Raw genomic sequence first — 13,826 nt, forward strand, 5'->3', positions numbered from 1 at the left:
CGCCGCAGATCAGCGCGACAGCGTGAACGCGCCGACCGGACTCGTCTTCTCGTAGAACTTGCCGCCTTCGAACTCCTCGACGGTCACGGCCCAGAAATAGTCGCCCGGGGGCAGGTGCGCGACGGTGATCTGGCGCGTATGCAGGCCGACCTGGTCGACGACCGGCGCGCTCAGGTCCTTCGAGCGCGACAGCACGAACCGGTAGCGCGCCCCCTTGCCCGAACCGTTCGGCGACCAGCGGAACTCGTAGCCGCCGGCGCCGGGCGACGCGCTCGCGTCGAGCCCCATCACGCGGCGTTCGAACGCGTACGTATGCGCCCGGCCCTCAAGGCCGTTCGCATCGATCGCGGCGACCCGCACGAAGTAGTTCCCGTTCGGCACGTCGCGAAAGACCGCGCGCGCCGAATCGGTGCGCGTTTCGCGGAACAGGTCGAGCAGCCCGGCGTCGTGCGCGAGCTGGACGCGATATGCATGCGCCTGGGCGAGCGGCGCGACGTCGAATGCGACGTCGGTCTCGTCCTGCACCTTGTCGGGATGCGCGAGTTCCGGCGCGGGCAGCAGCTCGACGGGCGCGCCGACCGCGCCGGACGATGTCGCAACGCTGCCGAAATTCGCATGCACGAGCGTCGGATCGGCCAACCGGCGGTCGCCCGCCACGCCGACGGTGCCGTCGAGCACTTCGACGCGCGTCGACGCATTGCCGGCCGCGTCGTAGTTCACGCGAAAGTGCGTGCCGCGCACGCCTGCCACGACCGACGGCGACCGGATCTGGAAGCGGTCGTCGCGTTTCTTCAGATGGGTGACCTCGCTGTCGACCGAGCCACGCGTCAGTTCGAACTCACGATCGAGCGTGCCGGTCAGCACCGTGCGGCGCAGCGTCTTCAGGGCGAGCTGGCTGTCGGGCGGCAGGCTCATGTGCGTGCCGTCGGCGAGCTCGAGCGTCACGAAGCCGTTCGCTCCCGTACGCACGCGATCGCCTTCGGCGAGCGTCGCGTCGTTCGCGAGCGGCGCATAAGCGTCGCCGGACGCACGTTCGGCCGAGCCCTGCACCGCGACGACGCGCGCGGTCAGCTTTTCCTTGCGCAGGCGCGCCACCGGCAGCTTCAGCGCGATGCCGGGCTGCAGATGCTTCGGCGCGGGCATGCCGTTGATCCGCTGAAGCAGCTGCCAGTCATCCGCGCCCTGCAGGTAGCGCGCGGCGACGTCGGACAGCGTGTCGCCCGCCTGCGTGCGGTAGACGGCCATCTTGCCCGCCGCCTCGGGCGGCTGGGCAGCCGCATGCTGCGCGGCGAACGCAAACGCGACCGCGCACGCTGCGCGCAACGCTACCGTGCGCGGGTTCGCCGTGCGCTGCATGATTCCCGTGGTCACTCCGGTTCTCCCTGGCCGACCCGCTCGAGCCGATAGCCGTAGCCGTAGATCGGCGCGAGGCGATAGCCGTTTTCGGGCCGCAGGCCGAGCTTGGTGCGCAGCATCGAGATGTGCGTATCCATCGTGCGCGACGGGATGTCGGTCGCCTGCTTCCACACGAGATCGAGAATGTGCGCGCGCGACAGCGGCCGGTCGAGGTGCTGGAACAGCAGCAGCGCGAGCTCGAATTCCTTCTGCGTGAGGCTCACGGCCTTGTCGCCGACGTAGGCCTGCTTCAGGTTCACGTCGAAACGGAATTGATCGAATTCGCGAACGGTTGCCTCGGCGTTGACCGGATACGCGCGACGCAGCAGCGAGCCGATGCGTGCGCGCAGGATCGGCCCCGACACGGGCTTGACCACGTAGTCGTCGGCGCCGGCGTTGAGGATCTGCGTGATCCCCGCCTCGTCGTCACGGCTCGTCATGAAGATGATCGGCAGGCTGTGCTCGGTCTGATTGGCGCGCACCCACTTCAGCACTTCCTCGCCGGACATGTCGGGCACGTTCCAGTCGAGCACCAGCAGATCGAAGGTCTCGCGCTGCAGGCGCTTCTTCAGGGCCTTGCCTTCCTTGAACGCATAGCACGTATGGCCAATGGCCGTCAGCGTTTGACTGACGAAATCCGTCTGGGCCGGATCGTCATCCAGTACAGCAATTCTCATAGCACCCCGCAAATCGAAATCGATTCGTCCAGTTCAGCTCCCCGCCCCCACCCGGCCGCGCAGCATGCGCGCGGCTTCCGGATACCTGCCGGCGAGCCGTCGTTCGCCGCTCGCGCCACCTGCGCAAACCGGCGACCCCGGCTAAATATCTCAAAAACGGGGCACGGACGAACCGGCGATTTCATCATAGTAGTATGAAATTCGCCAATAAATTGCGCGGACTGCCGTCTTTTCTTCGAATAATCCTTCCCGCCGTGCAATCGAGCGCCTAATCGATGCCTGCCACCTGCTCGGCAACATCATCGTCCGGCACGCGATGCGACTGCGGCTCCGGACGCGCCGCCTGTGCCAGCATCCGCTGCAGCTGGCCGCGCACGCGCTCCCACGCGGTGGCCGCGTAGTCCGGCTGGCTCGCCGCCCACGCCTGCGCCAGATCGAACACGCGCTCGATCGTCGCACCGCAGTAGGTCAGGCCCGCGCCGTCGTCCTGCGCGGCATCGCGCAGCCGTTCGTCGAGCCACTCGGCCAGCCACGGCATCTCGGCCGCGGCCGAATCCGCGTAGGCCTCCAACGCGGCACGCGCGTGGCGATCCTGTTGCGGGTCAAGCTCGATACGGCTCAGTCCCGATGCGCTGCGTTCCGCTCCGGACGGACTTCGAATGGTCCCTGGTCTGAAGGACATGTCCTCTCCCCGTTGTACGACGGTAGCGTCAGGCATGGCCCCCGTGCCTGCCATACGACGTACCGTGGCCGGCGCATCCGCTGGGAGCGGACGACCGGCCGGGTCAGTATACGCAGCCGGTCACGAAGCGAGGTTTAAGAATTGTCAGAGAAGCGTGGCCGGCGCCAGGCGTGGCCGGCACCGTGATGCGTGCCGTCAGCGGCGGCGCATCAGGAACACGAAGGTCTTGTCCTGCGTCGTCGATTCGACGATCTCGTTGCCCGTCTGCTTCGCGAACGCGGCGAAATCGCGCTGCGAACCGGGATCGGTCGCGAGCACCTTGAGGATTTGCCCGCTTTCCATATCGGCGAGCGCTTTCTTGGCACGCAGGATCGGCAACGGGCAATTGAGCCCGCGCGCGTCCACTTCCTTGTGAATCTGCATCGGCTGTCGACCTTCGAATGTCGCGCCATCCAAGGCGCGGAAAGAAGCCTGGATTTTACCGCAGCGCCGCCGTGCCCGCCCGGGCCGCCGGCAGCCGGGCGCCCACGACCACCGGGCTCAGGCGCCCGAAAAGCCGCCCGCGAGCCGCTCGCGCAGGTGCCGAACGAGCGCGCGCACCGCGCTCGGCACGACCGGGCTGTACGGGCGGATCGCGAAGATGTGGTCGCCGAACGCGCCCGACGGCCGCCAGCCGTCGAGCAGCGCGACCAGCCGGCCGGCGTCGAGATCGCGCTGCGCGCTGAAATCCGGCAGCAGCGCGATGCCGAGTCCGCCGAGCGCGGCCTCGCGCATCGCTTCGCTGTTGTTCGCCGCGAAGCTGCCGCGCACCGGCACGCTCACGCGCTCGCGCCGCCGGCCGTGCGGTTCGAAGCTCCATGCGGCCGGCTCGTTGTCGCGCAGGTAGCACAGGCAGCTGTGCTCGACGAGTTCGCCCGGGTGTCGCGGCGACCCGCGCGCGTCGAGGTAGTCGCGGCTCGCGACGAGCAGCGAACGCGTGTCGCACAGCTTCCATGCGACGTGGGTCTGCGGCGCCGTGGTCGTATGGCGGATCGCGAGGTCGAAACCCTCCTGCGTCAGCGAATGCAGCCGGTCCGACAGGTCGAGCTCGATCTGCACGCCCGAATGCTGCCGCAGGAAATCGGGCAGGTGCGGCACGACCTGCTGGCGCCCGAGCGCGACCGGCACCGTCAAGCGCAACAGGCCGCGCGGTTCCCCGGCCAGGTCCTTCACGCGCGCGAAGTGCTGCCCGATCGATTCGAACGCGTCGCGCGTGCTGTCGACGAGCGTCTGGCCCGCGTCGGTGAGCCGCACGCTGCGCGTCGTGCGACGCACGAGCGGCACGCCGGCGGCTTTTTCGAGATCGGCGATGCGCTGGCTCATCGCGGCCTTGCTGATGCCGAGCCGCTGCGCGGCGGCCGTGAAACTGCCGGCCGCAGCCAGTACCGTCAGCGAATGGATGTGCGGCCAGAGCGCCTGGACATTTTGCTGATTCATCCAGTGATTATTCAGAATTCTGAACAGTGAATCAAGCTGCGCGGCCTTCTCCGGCCCTGCGCGTTTGCCTAGACTTGGGGCTGTCCACCCCACCCGATCCCCCAGGAGACACGATGAATCCGGTTCCCGCGTACACCTCCGACGCCGACGTCGGCCACTACATCGACGGCGCGCCCGTCGCCGGCCGCAGCGGCCGCTTCCAGGACGTCCTCAATCCCGCGCTCGGCCGCGCGGTGCGCCGCGTGGCGCTCGCCGACGCCAGCGAAGTGCAGCAGGCCGTCGCGTCCGCCCATGCCGCGTTTCCGGCCTGGGCCGAGACGCCGCCGATCCGCCGTGCGCGCATCCTGCACCGCTTCCTGCAACTGATGAACGAGCACCGCGACACGCTCGCGGCGATCATTACGGCCGAGCACGGCAAGGTGTTCTCCGACGCGCAGGGCGAAGTCGCCCGCGGGATCGACATCATCGAATTCGCATGCGGCGTGCCGCAGCTCCTGAAGGGCGACTTCACCGACCAGGTCAGCACCGGCATCGACAACTGGACGATGCGCCAGCCGCTCGGCGTCGTCGCGGGCATCACGCCGTTCAACTTCCCGTGCATGGTGCCGTGCTGGATGTTCCCGGTCGCGCTCGCGACGGGCAACACGTTCGTGCTGAAGCCGAGCGAGCGAGACCCGTCGGCGGCCCTGTTCATCGCCGACCTGCTCACGCAGGCCGGGCTGCCGGCCGGCGTGTTCAACGTCGTGCAGGGCGACAAGGGCGCAGTCGACGCGCTGCTCGACCACCCCGACGTGCAGGCCGTCAGCTTCGTCGGCTCGACGCCGATCGCGGCCTACGTGCAGCAGCGCGCGGTGCAATCCGGCAAGCGTGTGCAGGCACTCGGCGGCGCGAAGAATCACCTCGTCGTGATGCCCGACGCGAACCTCGAGCAGGCAGTCGATGCCCTGATCGGCGCCGCGTACGGCTCGGCCGGCGAACGCTGCATGGCGATCAGCGTCGCGGTGCTGGTTGGCGACATTGCGGACAAGATCGTGCCGCTGGTAGCCGAGCGCGCGCGCAAGCTGGTGATCGGCGACGGCATGTCGCCGGAAGTCGAGATGGGGCCGATCGTCACCGGCGACGCACTCAAGCGCATCGAAGGCTATATCGAGCAAGGCGTGAACGAAGGCGCGCAACTGGTGGTCGACGGCCGCGGGCTGCGCGTGCCGGGCCGCGAAGCGGGCTTCTTCACCGGCGGCACGCTGTTCGACCACGTGACGCCCGAGATGCGCATCTACAAGGAAGAAATCTTCGGGCCCGTGCTCGGCTGCGTGCGCGTGAAGGATTTCGGCGAAGCGGTCGACCTGATCAACGCGCACGAATTCGGCAACGGCGTGTCGTGCTTCACGAGCGATGGCGGCATCGCGCGCGAGTTCTCGCGGCGCATCCAGGTCGGGATGGTCGGCATCAACGTGCCGATTCCGGTGCCGATGGCGTGGCATGGCTTCGGCGGCTGGAAGAAGAGCCTGTTCGGCGACATGCACGCCTACGGCGAGGAAGGCGTGCGCTTCTATACGCGCCAGAAGTCGGTGATGCAGCGCTGGTCGTCGAGCATCGGCAAGGGTGCCGAATTCGCGATGCCGACCGCGAAGTAACCGCCCGACGGCACGCCGCCCGCGGATCAGTCGAGCGGGCGGCGCGGCGGCGGGATGCGTCAGCCGGCCTTCGTGCCGTGGGCGCCGTCGGCGGTCGGCAGGTACGACAGCTCGAGCCGGTACGCGAGCGCGACGAACAGGCTCTGCGCGAGGCCCATCGTGGCGGTCAGCGCGCGAAAACCGAACGTCGCGCTGTCCTGCACCATCAGCGTCACCTCGGCCTCCCGCGCGAGCGGGCTCATCCGGCTGTCGGTGATCGCGATCAGCCGCGCGCCGCGCTGCACGGCCTGCTGCGCGACCTGCACGGTTTCCTCCGCATACGGCATGAACGAGATCACGATCATCACGTCGCCCTCGCGCACCGAGCGGATCTGCCCGAGATGCATGCTGCCGAGCGCGCTGAACAGCCCGATGCGCTTGTCGGTGTGCTGCAGCGCATAGTCGAGGTACACGGCAATCGGAAACGCGCGCCGCGAGCCCGCGATCCAGATCGCCTGCGTGTCGGCGAGCAGGTCGACGGCCTGCGCGAGCGCCTGCGAATCGAGCGTCTGCCGCAGTTGCTGCATCCCGGCGATGCTGCCCTTGATGAATTCGTCGGCGATCTGCTCGGGCTGCAGGCTCGACGAGCCCGCCTCGATCACGTCGCGCAGCCGCAGGTTGTACGCGCGCCCCGGCGCGATCTGCTGCGCGAGCCCCTCGCGGAACAGCCGCTGCATCTCGGAGAAGCCGGAAAAGCCGAAGTGCTTCGCGAAACGCACGACGGCCGACGGCTGAACGCCGCACGCCTCCGCGAGCGACTGGATGCCTTCCAGGCCCAGCTGGTCCCGATGCGTTTCCACGTGGCGTGCGATCACCTTCAGACGATTGCTGAGGCCGTCGTACTCCTGCGTCAGGTGCCGCAGGAACTGCTCGACGGTGGCGGGAGGTTTCTCGGATGAACTCATCGGATAGCGCGAAGTTGACGGCCCCGATGCGCGCGCGATGCGGGCGGGCGCGGCCCGGGGCTCACCTGGATACATGCATGAAGGGCGAATTTAATCACGTTTGCGGCCCGGCCCGCGCCGCACGCTCGCTCCCACGCGCTCGATCATCACTTGCCTACGCTCCACGGCGATACTGGAAGCGATTGTCCGACGCTCTCGCGGCGTCGTAAAGATCAGGGTGTCTACCAAGGCCGGCCGCCACGGCAGCGCGTGGCGCAACCGGCCTGCCCTGCTCAGCGATAGTCGACCCACACGCCGCCCGCATCGGCGGAACGCACGCAGTGCTCGACCCAGCGCACGCCCTCCACGCCCGCATGGACGTCCGGATAGCGGATGTTCTTCAACGCGGCGGCGTCGCCGCGATCGGCCGCATCCATCGCGAGCGCGAAGCGCGCGTAGAGATTCGACCACGCCTCGAACAGCCCTTCCGGATGCCCGGCGCCGATCCGATCCTCGCGCAACGCGTGCGGATGCAGATAACCCATCCCGCGATCGAGCACCTGTGCGGGCTGCCCCTGCACCTCGTAGCGCAGCTGGTTCGGATGCTCGTCCCACCATTCGACGCTCGCCTTCGAGCCGATCACGCGCACCTTCTGGCTGTGCATCGAGCCCGCGTTCACCGCGCTCGACCACACGTAGCCGACCGCACCCGTGTCGTATTCCATGATCGTGAACGCGTTGTCTTCCAGCGGCGCGCGGCTCTTCACGAAGCTCTGCCGCGAACACATCAGCCGCCGGATCTTCAGCTCGGGCACCATCACTTCGGAGAGGTACAGCGGGTGCGTGCCGATGTCGCCGAGCACATAGCTCGGGCCCGCGAACTTCGGATCGACGCGCCAGCGCGCGGCCGCGCTCGCGGCCTCGACCCCTTCGCTGTGGAACCCGTGCGCGAACTGCATCTGCACGATGCGGATCTCGCCGAGATCGCCGCGCGCGATCATCTCTCGCGCCTGCTCGATCATCTGGTATCCGGAATAACCGTACGCGACGCCGACGATCCGGTTCTTCTCGACCGACAGCCGCTCCAGTGCTTCGGCCTCCTCCGTCGTGAAGCACAGCGGCTTCTCGCAGACCACGTGCAGCCCCGCGTTCAGCGCGGCGCGGCAGATCTCGAAGTGCGTATTGTTCGGCGTCGCGATCGACACCGCGCGGATGCCGTCCGGGCGGCGCGCCTCGGCGTCGAACATCGCCGCGTAGTCGGGGTAGCAGCGCTCCGCGGCGACGCCGAGCTTCACGCCGAACTGGCGGCCGCGTTCGGGATCGATGTCGAACGCGCCGGCGACCAGCTGGAAGCTGCCGTCGCGCAACGCGGCCGACCGGTGGCTGTAGCCGATCTGGCTGCCGAGCCCGCCGCCGACCATGCCCCAGCGAATCGAATGTCCAAGCAGAATCTGTCCGTCAATCATGATGGTGGTGTTCCTGGTGCGTGTTCAGTTCAAGGTACGCGTGGTGCGCAGGATCATGCGAAGCCGGCCAACCCGAGAAACGCGGCTCGCGGCGACGTCGCGCAGGCTCGTGCCGGCATTGCGCGGGTCGCGCTCCGCTCGAACGGGATGTAGCCGGACGGCCCGCGCGCGATACCCGAGCAGCCGGCGCCGGCAGCTTCGGCGAGCACCTGCCGCCACGGCGGCAGGTGCGGGTTTTGCACGTCGTCGACAGCCCGGCAGCAAGGTGCGCAACCCGTCTTCATCGTCATGTCGGTCAATCCGGCACGCGGGCGGCCACGGTTCAGCCGCGATAGAACGCTGGGCGTTCGGCCATCGCGATCGGTTCGACCGCCCCGCTCTTTTGCGCACGCACACATGCGTCGGCCGCGACCGCCGCCGCGTAGCCGTCCCAGGCCGACGGCCCGGTGAGCGCATGCGCCCGCACGCCGTCGATGAACGCCTGCAGCTCGACGTCGTACGACGCGATGAAGCGCTCCTTCCAGTCGGTCATGATCTCGACCGACTGCCGGGCCGCGTGCTTGAGCCCCACGGCCGGCGGATCGGGCAGCTTCGCGATGCCCTGCTCGCCCACCACCTCGCACTGGATGTCATAGCCGTACTGGCAGTTCACGAAGATCTCGACGTCGATGCGCACGCCGCTCGCGGTTTCCAGCAGCACGATCTGCGGATCGGCGAGATGCGAGGACGCATGGCGCGTCTTCTTCGGATAGACGACCTGCGTGCTCACGTAGTCCTCGCCGAGCAGCCAGCGCAGCACGTCGAGTTCGTGGATCAGCGTGTCGGTGATCGCCATGTCGGTCGTGTAGCGCTCGCCGACGGACTGATTGCGGTGCGCGCAGTGCAGCATCAGCGGCGCGCCGATCTCGCCGCTGTCGATCACGCGCTTCAGCGCGCGATAGCCTTCGTCGTACGGACGCATGAAGCCGACCTGCACGAGCCGCTTGCCGTGCGCGACTTCGGCTTCGACGATCCGCATGCAGCCGTCGGCCGTGACGGCGAGCGGCTTCTCGCAGAACACGGGCTTGCCGTGCGCGATCGCGTCGAGCACGAACGCCTCGTGCGTCGGCCCCCACGACGTGACGAGCACGGCCTGCACGTCGGCAGCCGCGACCACCTCGTGGCCGTCACCGTAAATCTCCGCTTCGAGCCCATACTTCGTCACCGCGTCACGCGCCTGCTGCGGATCGATGTCGTTGACGGCCACGACGCGCGCGCCGGACAGCGTGCGGGTCAGTCTGCGAATATGGTCCTGGCCGATCGCGCCGCAGCCGATCACGCCGATTTGCAAGGTCATCCGGTTATCTCCAGTCTGTCGTTTGTCGGTGGCGCGGCCCGTGCCGTGCCGGTCGTCAGGGTTTCATGGTGTCAGCGCGCCACCGTGCGATCGAAACGGCGATCGCCATCGCGCCCGGATCCGGTCGTTGCCGAGCGCGGCCACCACATGCGGCAGGCGGTCGAGCGGCAGGTGGCGAATCATGTGTCGGTCCAGCGCGATCTTCATCGAATGTCCTCGACGGTGGCGGGTTCCGGACGCAGGCGGCGGCACGTGCCGCCCTCGTCCGGCGATGCACGAAGGGTCAGCGACGCTTCTTCTTGTTGCGATACTGGTCGGCGATCACGGCCGCGACGATGATCGCGCCCTTGACCATCTCCTGGTAATACGCGTCGATGCGGATGAACGTGAAACCCGACGTCATCACGCCGAGGATCAGCACGCCGATCACGGTACCCGTCACGCGGCCGAGGCCGCCCGACAGCGACGTGCCGCCGATCACGACCGCCGCGATCGCGTCGAGCTCGTACATCACCCCCATGCCCGACTGGCCCGAGATCGCACGCGCGGCCGTCACGGTGCCGGCGATCCCGCTCAGGAGGCCCGCGATCGCGTAGACGAAGATCAGGTGGCGCGTGACGTTGATGCCCGACACGACGGCCGCGTGACGGTTCGCGCCGATCGCATAGGTGTACTTGCCGAAACGCGTGTAGCGCAGCACGACGTGGAAAATCGCGGCGATCACGAGAAAGATGATCACCGGGTTGGCACCCGCGCCGATGGCCGCGAACTGGTCGGTCAGCATCGACACCGGCATCCCGTTGGTGAACCACTTCGCGAAGCCGCGCGCGGCCACCATGGTGCCGAGCGTCGCGATGAACGGCGGAATGCCCGTCATCGCGATCAGCGAGCCGTTCAGCAGGCCGACCAGCAGCCCGACGCATACGCCGGCCAGCACCGGCCAGATGATCGGCAGGTCGGTCAGGTGCGGAAACACCGCGCGCGGGAAGTCGGACACCTGTGCGAGACTCGCCGAAACGACCGCCGCGGCGGCGACGACCGAGCCCGACGACAGGTCGATCCCGCTGGTGATGATCACGAGGTTCACGCCGACCGCGATAATGCCGATCACGGCCATCTGCAGCACGATGATCTCGAGCCGCTCGGCGTTGAACAGGAAGCTCTGGCCGACGACGATCCAGCCGACGATCTCGAAGAACAGGCTGATGCCGACGAGCACCAGGAAGATGCTCAGCTCGGGCGGCCACTTCGTGTGCCGCGCCTTGACGGTCATGGTCTGCGCATCCGCGACCGGGTTCAGGTTGCCCATTGCTATGTCTCCAATCTTGTTTCGGCTCAGCGCGACGCGAGATCCATGATGCGGACCTGGTCGGCGTCCTTGCGATCGACGATGCCGGTCATGCGCCCTTCATGCATCACCATCACGCGATCGCTCATTCCCAGCACCTCCGGCATCTCCGACGAGATCATCAGCACCGCGACGCCCTTGCCGGCAAGCGCGCTGACGAGCCGGTGAATCTCGGCCTTCGCGCCGACGTCGATGCCGCGCGTCGGTTCGTCGAGGATCAGGATGCGCGGCTGCGTGAGCAGCCACCGGCCGATCAGCACCTTCTGCTGGTTGCCGCCCGACAGGTTCTGGATTTCCTCGTGCAGCCCGGGCGACTTCACGCGCAGCATCCGGCTCATTTCCTCGCAGTCGCGCTTCAATTGCGCCTGCTGCACGAAATTGAACTTCACGTAGCGGTGGCTGAGCACCGCGGCTTCCATGTTCGCGAGCAGGTCGAGATTCAGGAAGCAGCCGGTGTCCTTGCGGTCTTCGGTGAGGAAGGCCATCCCGTGCTTCATCGCCTGCGCGGGCGTCGCGATGCGCACCGGCTTGCCGTCGATCCGGATCTCGCCCGACGTGGCCGGCACGACGCCGAACAGCGCCTCCGCGACGTTCGAGCGCCCCGAGCCGACGAGGCCGGCCACGCCGAGGATCTCGCCCGCGCGCAGCTCGAAACTCACGTCGCGGAACACGCCTTCGACGCCGAGGTTCTTCACCGACAGCACGACGTCGCCGATCGGCACCGTCTCCTTCGGGAACATCTGCGTGATCTCGCGTCCGACCATCATGCGGATGATGTCGTCGCGCGTGACGTCGCTCGATGCATGCGTGCCGATGTACTTGCCGTCGCGGAACACCGAGAACTCGTCGGCGATCTCGAACAGCTCGTTCATCTTGTGCGTGATGTAGACGATGCCCTTGCCCTGCTCGCGCAGCTGGCGAATGATCCGGAACAGATGCGTGACTTCCTTGTCGGTCAGCGCGGAGGTCGGCTCGTCCATGATCAGCACGTCGGAGTCGAACGATACGGCCTTCGCGATCTCGACCATCTGGCGGCTCGCGACCGTCAGCGTGCGCACGTCGGTTTCCGGATCGATGTCGATCGACAGCCGTTCGAACAGCTCGGCCGTCTGGCGGCGCAGCGCGGCGTGATCGATCAGGCCGACGCGGTTCTTCGGTTCGCGACGGATCCAGATGTTCTCCGCGACCGTCATGTACGGCATCAGGTTGAGTTCCTGGTGAATCATCGCGATGCCGCGGTCGAGCGCATCGAGCGGGCCGTTCAGCACGACGGGCTCGCCGTTGATCAGGATCTCGCCCTGGTCGGGCGTGTAGACGCCGGCGATGATCTTCATCAGCGTCGACTTGCCCGCGCCGTTTTCGCCCATCAGCGCATGGACGGTGCCGCGACGCACGCGGAACTGCACGCCGTCGAGCGCAACGACGCCGGGAAAAGCCTTGCCGACGCCGCGCACTTCGAGCACGCAGTCGGCCGCGGAAGAAGCCGGCGGGGCCGACGAACCGGTCGAACCGGTCGAGCCGGACAAGCCCGACGAAGCGGCCGGCGCATCGTCGCCGGCCATCGGGCGCGCGACTCTGGCTGTAAACATGGACGTTCCTCGACAAGTCGCGCGCGAACCCGGCCATGCCGGGCCCGCGCAGTTCAACGGATCACCGGTCAGTGCTTCGCGTACTGGTTCATGTTCTCGGGCGTCACGAGCTCGAACGGCACGTTCACGTAACGGTCGACGGGCTGCTTCTTCGCGAGCTTGAGCGCGGCCGCGACGGCCTGCTGCCCCTGCCCGGCCGCGTTCTGGTACACCGACACCTTCAGCTCGCCGCTCTTCATCGACGCGAGGCCGTCCGGCGTCGCATCGATGCCGGCGACGATCGTCTTCGGCGTCCACTTGCGCGCGGCCTTCAGCGCGTTGATCGCGCCGATCGCCATCTCGTCGTTGTTGGAGATGATCGCGTCGTACTTCGTGCCGGAGCTCAGCCAGTTCATCGTGATGTCCTGGCCCTGCGTGCGGCTCCACTTGCCTTCGCGCTTGTCGACGATCTTCATGCCCGCGCAATCCTTCGTCGCGATCACGTCCTCGATGTCTTTCGTGCGGGCGCGCGCCGATTCGTTGGACAGCTCGCCCATCAGCACGAGGAGGTCGCCCTTGCCGCCGAGCAGCTTGCACACCTGGCGCGCCTGCAGCGTGCCCGACTGCTTCTCGTCGGACGCGACGACCGCGACGCCGGCCGGCAGCTTGTCGAAATCGACCGGCTTGCGGTTCACGTACACGAGCGGGATCTTCGCGGCCGTCACCATCTTGGTGATCTTCGGCGTCGCGTCGGTATCGACCGCGTTCACGATGATCGCGTCGACCTTCTGCGCGATCATGTTCTGGACCTGGCTCAACTGCTTGCCGACGTCGTTGCCGCCGTCCTCGATCTGCACCGTCGCGCCGTCCTTCTTCGCCGAATCGGCGATGCTGTTGCGCAGGATGGTCAGGAACGTGTCGTCGAACGACGCCATCGTCACGCCGATCTTCTCGGCATGCGCGAGCGGCGCAGCCAGGATCGCGGCGGCCGCGACGGCCATCAGCTTGGTCTTCATGATCAATCTGTCTCCTCATCTCCGGGGGCGGAAGACGGCGCGTTGCGCGCCGCCGGGCCGAGTCCGATCTGGTCCGATCGGGACTGAAGCATCCGGATGAAACTGTAGATCACTTCCTCGAAAATTTGGAAATTTATTTCTACGTGATTTCACCTAGGGAACTGGATTTCCAAAAAGTCTAGACTCCGTTCCGTAGCCCGATTCCTTGCGGCAGGCAGTCCCGCGTCGTGCAGTACACGGTGCGGATCGTCGCCGGAAGATCGGTCCCCTAATCCGCCGGCATCGCCGACCGCCGGCTGCGAGCG

13 protein-coding genes and 1 pseudogene are annotated in these 13,826 nt (G+C 67.3%); 1 reads left to right on the top strand and 13 read right to left on the bottom strand.

Features of this window, described 5'->3' with window-relative positions:
* Positions 1-9 precede the first annotated feature (9 nt).
* From HWX39_RS32775 to HWX39_RS32795, 5 genes are all read right to left on the bottom strand, one after another.
* Entirely contained in the window at positions 10-1,371 is a 1,362-nt protein-coding gene (locus HWX39_RS32775) for a FecR domain-containing protein (RefSeq protein WP_175971728.1), read from the bottom strand.
* Positions 1,368-2,072: a response regulator transcription factor gene (locus HWX39_RS32780; protein WP_027784223.1), complete on the bottom strand. Its 705-nt coding sequence runs from the start codon at positions 2,070-2,072 to the stop codon at positions 1,368-1,370. The genes HWX39_RS32775 and HWX39_RS32780 overlap by 4 nt, the downstream gene beginning before the upstream one ends.
* Before the next feature lie 268 nt (positions 2,073-2,340).
* Positions 2,341-2,754: a peptidase gene (locus HWX39_RS32785; protein WP_175971729.1), complete on the bottom strand. Its 414-nt coding sequence runs from the start codon at positions 2,752-2,754 to the stop codon at positions 2,341-2,343.
* A 195-nt stretch (positions 2,755-2,949) separates the two neighbouring features.
* On the bottom strand, positions 2,950-3,177 hold the full coding sequence (locus tag HWX39_RS32790) for a sulfurtransferase TusA family protein (RefSeq protein WP_006402122.1): 228 nt from the start codon (positions 3,175-3,177) through the stop codon (positions 2,950-2,952).
* A 117-nt stretch (positions 3,178-3,294) separates the two neighbouring features.
* Positions 3,295-4,230 (bottom strand): LysR family transcriptional regulator, encoded by a 936-nt coding sequence (locus HWX39_RS32795; RefSeq protein WP_175971730.1) that lies wholly within the window; start codon positions 4,228-4,230, stop codon positions 3,295-3,297.
* A gap of 113 nt (positions 4,231-4,343) precedes the next feature.
* Here HWX39_RS32795 and HWX39_RS32800 point away from each other — a divergent pair, with 113 nt between their 5' ends.
* Positions 4,344-5,864: a CoA-acylating methylmalonate-semialdehyde dehydrogenase gene (locus HWX39_RS32800; protein WP_175971731.1), complete on the top strand. Its 1,521-nt coding sequence runs from the start codon at positions 4,344-4,346 to the stop codon at positions 5,862-5,864.
* 59 nt (positions 5,865-5,923) lie between these two features.
* On the opposite strand, the gene HWX39_RS32805 is transcribed toward HWX39_RS32800, so the two are convergent.
* From HWX39_RS32805 to HWX39_RS32840, 8 genes and pseudogenes are all read right to left on the bottom strand, one after another.
* Positions 5,924-6,808, bottom strand: a complete 885-nt coding sequence (locus HWX39_RS32805) for a MurR/RpiR family transcriptional regulator (RefSeq protein WP_175971732.1) — start codon at positions 6,806-6,808, stop codon at positions 5,924-5,926.
* A gap of 272 nt (positions 6,809-7,080) precedes the next feature.
* The gene (locus tag HWX39_RS32810) at positions 7,081-8,253 is read right to left on the bottom strand and encodes a Gfo/Idh/MocA family oxidoreductase (RefSeq protein WP_175971733.1); all 1,173 of its coding nucleotides are present in this window, start codon (positions 8,251-8,253) and stop codon (positions 7,081-7,083) included.
* 137 nt (positions 8,254-8,390) lie between these two features.
* Positions 8,391-8,543 (bottom strand): annotated as a pseudogene (locus HWX39_RS32815) (AP endonuclease); the annotation flags it as partial.
* 32 nt (positions 8,544-8,575) lie between these two features.
* Positions 8,576-9,589, bottom strand: a complete 1,014-nt coding sequence (locus HWX39_RS32820; protein ID WP_175971734.1) for a Gfo/Idh/MocA family oxidoreductase — start codon at positions 9,587-9,589, stop codon at positions 8,576-8,578.
* A gap of 63 nt (positions 9,590-9,652) precedes the next feature.
* Positions 9,653-9,796, bottom strand: coding sequence for a hypothetical protein (locus tag HWX39_RS32825; RefSeq protein ID WP_175971708.1), 144 nt, complete (start codon positions 9,794-9,796; stop codon positions 9,653-9,655).
* Between the two features lie 76 nt (positions 9,797-9,872).
* On the bottom strand, positions 9,873-10,898 hold the full coding sequence (locus HWX39_RS32830) for an ABC transporter permease (protein ID WP_175971735.1): 1,026 nt from the start codon (positions 10,896-10,898) through the stop codon (positions 9,873-9,875).
* Between the two features lie 26 nt (positions 10,899-10,924).
* Entirely contained in the window at positions 10,925-12,526 is a 1,602-nt protein-coding gene (locus HWX39_RS32835) for a sugar ABC transporter ATP-binding protein (protein ID WP_175971736.1), read from the bottom strand.
* A gap of 68 nt (positions 12,527-12,594) precedes the next feature.
* Positions 12,595-13,521, bottom strand: a complete 927-nt coding sequence (locus HWX39_RS32840; protein ID WP_175953003.1) for a sugar ABC transporter substrate-binding protein — start codon at positions 13,519-13,521, stop codon at positions 12,595-12,597.
* Positions 13,522-13,826: the final 305 nt, after the last annotated feature.

The sequence above is a fragment of the Burkholderia sp. BCC0322 genome (assembly GCF_902833045.1).
Classification (GTDB): Bacteria; Pseudomonadota; Gammaproteobacteria; order Burkholderiales; family Burkholderiaceae; genus Burkholderia.

Excerpts from the sequence above, each read along its gene's own strand:
- HWX39_RS32805 (WP_175971732.1), bottom strand. The coding sequence starts at position 6,808 with ATGAGTTCATCCGAGAAACCTCCCGCCACCGTCGAGCAGTTCCTGCGG.
- HWX39_RS32795 (WP_175971730.1), bottom strand. The coding sequence starts at position 4,230 with ATGAATCAGCAAAATGTCCAGGCGCTCTGGCCGCACATCCATTCGCTG.
- HWX39_RS32780 (WP_027784223.1), bottom strand. The coding sequence starts at position 2,072 with ATGAGAATTGCTGTACTGGATGACGATCCGGCCCAGACGGATTTCGTC.
- HWX39_RS32800 (WP_175971731.1), top strand. The coding sequence starts at position 4,344 with ATGAATCCGGTTCCCGCGTACACCTCCGACGCCGACGTCGGCCACTAC.
- HWX39_RS32820 (WP_175971734.1), bottom strand. The coding sequence starts at position 9,589 with ATGACCTTGCAAATCGGCGTGATCGGCTGCGGCGCGATCGGCCAGGAC.
- HWX39_RS32785 (WP_175971729.1), bottom strand. The coding sequence starts at position 2,754 with ATGTCCTTCAGACCAGGGACCATTCGAAGTCCGTCCGGAGCGGAACGC.
- HWX39_RS32825 (WP_175971708.1), bottom strand. The coding sequence starts at position 9,796 with ATGAAGATCGCGCTGGACCGACACATGATTCGCCACCTGCCGCTCGAC.
- HWX39_RS32810 (WP_175971733.1), bottom strand. The coding sequence starts at position 8,253 with ATGATTGACGGACAGATTCTGCTTGGACATTCGATTCGCTGGGGCATG.
- HWX39_RS32835 (WP_175971736.1), bottom strand. The coding sequence starts at position 12,526 with ATGTTTACAGCCAGAGTCGCGCGCCCGATGGCCGGCGACGATGCGCCG.
- HWX39_RS32790 (WP_006402122.1), bottom strand. The coding sequence starts at position 3,177 with ATGCAGATTCACAAGGAAGTGGACGCGCGCGGGCTCAATTGCCCGTTG.
- HWX39_RS32840 (WP_175953003.1), bottom strand. The coding sequence starts at position 13,521 with ATGAAGACCAAGCTGATGGCCGTCGCGGCCGCCGCGATCCTGGCTGCG.
- HWX39_RS32830 (WP_175971735.1), bottom strand. The coding sequence starts at position 10,898 with ATGGGCAACCTGAACCCGGTCGCGGATGCGCAGACCATGACCGTCAAG.